This is a genomic window from Vibrio gelatinilyticus (genome assembly GCF_022836845.1).
In the GTDB taxonomy this organism is placed as follows: Bacteria; Pseudomonadota; Gammaproteobacteria; order Enterobacterales; family Vibrionaceae; genus Vibrio; species Vibrio gelatinilyticus.
The window spans coordinates 1-3663 of sequence record NZ_JAJNNZ010000036.1 but is presented as its reverse complement, the minus strand read 5'-3'; the positions used below and the strand labels follow the sequence as shown (position 1 = coordinate 3663).

Below are 3663 nucleotides of genomic sequence, written 5' to 3'. Positions count from 1 at the left end.
ACCGATGCTTCCGCACACCACCTTAAACACTAAACGCAACGCATAGCAAAAATGCCACGCGTTGCGAATCACTCTTAAACAGATTGTTAGTATTGTCCCTGAAGTAGTCAATATAGTTGCAGCTACGCAACCTCTGCTGATGTAGGGTCAATCACTGACTTTATTTCGTTTACTTGACTAACTGGGAACTCTCCCATTTCTGCATGCTTACGAATCAGTGACTCATCTTCAGAGATAAAAACACAGTAAATTTTGTTTGGAGTAACAAATGTCTCCAACCACTGAATTTTTGGACCTAAAGCCTCTAGGACACTACACGATTTCTGAGAGATACCTTGAAGTTCTTCCGCTGATAGGTCTCCAGCGCCTTCCACCTCTCTTTCTATGACATATTTAGGCATAACTACCTCCTTTTGGTTCACATAAAGTCTAGACCAAAAATGTTAAATACATCACAGGAAATACTAACGCCTGCGATAAGGTGTGCCCCACTGAACCAACAAAGCACACCGAACTTCATACCAAAACCGCCGAGTGTAACGCATCACCTTGATTGCCTTGTTAGGTAGCTACACGCGCTGGATTAATTTGTAAGTATTAACGGCGACCTCGTGCTCAAATACTTGGCACTCAATATAATTGTCATTTATAGCTTTCAATATTCTATTTTTTGTATCCACACTGGTTCTAGGACCGAAAAAAACAGATTTAATTGCATCTTTGGGTATATCTGCCAAATAGACTTTGTTACCGAAAGGGTCAATTATCGGACGATTATCACTGTTTACTTGAGGTTTAATACCAATAAAGTTCAAAGTTAATCGCACTTCCTTTTCATAAGCCCACTCACTAGATTTGACACCTAGAATCGACGAACTATCGTAAACTTTGTCAATGTCTAATAAGTTTGGGGATTCCTCATATTTTATGACTATTGGGTCAGTGCTCACACCATTCAGCCCGGGCCGATGAAAAAACTCGTGATTAGAATCAAACTCAATAACGTAACCGCAACCCGAATCTGCATAATGTGACCACATTAACAAACTCTCATTCGTTTGAGATAACGAAAGCACTCCAATAACTTTATCCATTAACTTTGACATTTCAGATGTCATTTTGTTTTCTCTAATAAGGTTACCTGAGTTATCTTCGATTTCACTGAGAACCTGATTATACTCTGGCTCCAACTCAATGCGTTTGTCATCACTCAAATCCGACCACCACTCGTTCAATAGTTCTCGAGATTCCTTGGACAAATTATCAACTAGATCAGTTACATTGAAAGAATGATGCATTTCATATGGGTCATTTAAAGAACTCAGTTGAGTAAATCTGACTCGCAAATTCTCCAGTACATCGACTCTTTCCACTGGCAAATATTTATATAGTTTCAACCGCCCCTCTTCTTGCTTGTATAACGACCAACTTAGATACCTAACGCCCAATTAAGGGGTGAACAACGCCGTCACCCAAACCTAAAGCATTCTGCCATAAACACTAAATTTGAAGTAGAAGCAAAAATGCCGAGCGTTGTGAATCCCTCTTAAATTGCTTGTTAGGCGATTGTTCAATGAACGGTATCTCTTACGATGAACTCGTAAAATTTAACGCCTTTGTCGTTTATAAATGCTCCACCTAAGTCGCCGGTGTATGCTCCCCCAGATGGCAACCGTAACAGACCAGACATTGCCAATGACTGAAAGTCAATTTTAGCTCCTTCAGCCCAAACACTTCGCCTTTCTTCTTCTGAAGAAGCCGCATCCATACGTGTCTTGTAATCGTAAAACTCTTTGAGTGTTTCCAAACCTTCAAATGGATGGATTTGCTCGATACTAAACAATAGCGAGTTATATTCACGGACGGTAAATCTATTGAATTTAAAAGTTTCAACAAACAACCTTCCCAATAACTTCGCTTTCATTTCGTTGTGGTAACGATCAATATAAACCAGAGTATTTTCAATTATTTCATCAGTTACCGATGAGACATCCACAGCATCGCCAAGTAAAGCCACATCGTTTTCAGTGAAGCTTTCAAGGTTCACTTGCCCAATGAAACTTGAGAACTTTTTCATAAAAGCGGCGCTTTGAATGGAATTTTTTACGCTGATTGAAGTACAAACCCATTTAATAATTGGAATCTCTCTGAGAAGCTCTTGGTCTTTTGCAACAGTTTCAAGAACATTGTCGAGACTCATTTCAGATATATCAGCCCAAAATTCTTTTGTATCGTTTGATACTAACAGTGAAACAAGACTGTTATTTTTCTTATTACTCATAACTTACCCAATCGCCTAACGCCGCCTTAAGCTGTGAGTGAACGTGTGCCATGTTTGAGCGATAGCGAGTTCGGCACGCGTTTACGAATCAGTCTTGAAGGCATTGTTATGCATTACAAACCACCGGCTAAATCCAGAAAGTTACCAGTGGAAAATGATGATTTTTCAGACGCTAACCAATAAATGGCCTCCGCAACCTCCTCAGGCAAGCCACCGCGTTGCATCGGAATTTTACTTTTGAGCCGTTCTATACGATCCGGCTCTCCGCCGTCAGCGTGCATATCGGTATAAATCAATCCCGGACGAACACAGTTAACCCTGATACCTTCCGCGGCCACTTCCAAAGACAGACCTTTGGTTAACGTGTCAATTGCACCTTTTGACGCTGCATAATCAATGTATTCATTCGGCGAACCTGTTCGAGCCGCTCCCGAGGAGACATTAACTATGACACCACCGAGACCACCATGACGAGTTGACATTCGTTTCACTGCTTCACGACAACACAAGAAGTAGCCAGTCACATTGTTTACGAGAATTGAATTAATCCTATCTGCACTCATTTCTTCCAAGCGAATTTGCTTCTTTAAGATCCCTGCATTGTTGACGAGAACAGAAACAGCACCAAGCTCTCGGTCAACGGTTTCAAACATTTGAAGAACATCACTTTCTTGGGAAACATCAGCTTGAACAGAAATACAATGACCACCTAGAGCTTTGATTTCTTTAACGAGTGCCTGGGCAGCCTCAGTATTAGATTTGTAATTAATACACACGGAGAACCCTTTTTGAGCAAAAAGCTTTGCTGTCGCAGCACCAATCCCTCGACTTCCGCCAGTAATAACAACTACTTTTCGAACGCTCATTATTCATCCTTAAACGCTGAATTTGATGTAATGCATAACGCCCAATTAAGTAGTGAGCAACGCAGACCAACCTTACCTAACCCATTGTGCCGTAAACACTAAAGCTGATTCAAACCCAAAATGCCGAGCGTTGCGAATCTGCTTAAATTGTTTGTATGGATAATAAGCACTCCAATCGGGTAATGTGAGACCCAGGCTTTAGCTGCAACTAAAGCTTTCTATGTAGTAGTTCGTTTAAACGCTGGCTCCTCTATCGAGAGACCGATAACAAACATGAACGCTACATAGGACTTCAAGCATGAACCTCGAATAGTCGACTGGGTCTCGAACCCGCATTACGCAAGCATGAGTTAGCTTATTATGAATACGAAAATGAAGCAAAACATCAACGTTGGCGTTGATACAGGGAAAACACAATTAGACATCCATATTAGGCCACTAGACCTATTTTTCTCAGTAGAGAATAACGATAAAGGAATCAAAAAAGCACTCAAAACGATTAAGAGTCATAGTCCT

General features: G+C 40.9%; 4 protein-coding genes and 1 pseudogene. 1 reads left to right on the top strand and 4 read right to left on the bottom strand.

All coding sequences use genetic code 11. The annotated features are described in order from the left end of the window. Positions 1 to 122: 122 nt before the first annotated feature. From LNL84_RS19520 to LNL84_RS19505, 4 genes are all read right to left on the bottom strand, one after another. On the bottom strand, positions 123 to 401 hold the full coding sequence (locus LNL84_RS19520; protein WP_191118363.1) for a DUF4242 domain-containing protein: 279 nt from the start codon (positions 399 to 401) through the stop codon (positions 123 to 125). A gap of 168 nt (positions 402 to 569) precedes the next feature. Continuing rightward, on the bottom strand, positions 570 to 1397 hold the full coding sequence (locus LNL84_RS19515) for a DUF2971 domain-containing protein (protein WP_244359528.1): 828 nt from the start codon (positions 1395 to 1397) through the stop codon (positions 570 to 572). Between the two features lie 173 nt (positions 1398 to 1570). Next, entirely contained in the window at positions 1571 to 2281 is a 711-nt protein-coding gene (locus tag LNL84_RS19510) for a hypothetical protein (RefSeq protein WP_244359527.1), read from the bottom strand. A gap of 113 nt (positions 2282 to 2394) precedes the next feature. Next, the gene (locus LNL84_RS19505) at positions 2395 to 3147 is read right to left on the bottom strand and encodes an SDR family oxidoreductase (RefSeq protein WP_244359526.1); all 753 of its coding nucleotides are present in this window, start codon (positions 3145 to 3147) and stop codon (positions 2395 to 2397) included. Positions 3148 to 3507: 360 nt separating this feature from the next. On the opposite strand from LNL84_RS19505, the pseudogene LNL84_RS19500 reads away from it, so the two are divergent. Further along, a pseudogene (locus LNL84_RS19500) lies at positions 3508 to 3663 on the top strand (IS110 family transposase); the annotation flags it as partial.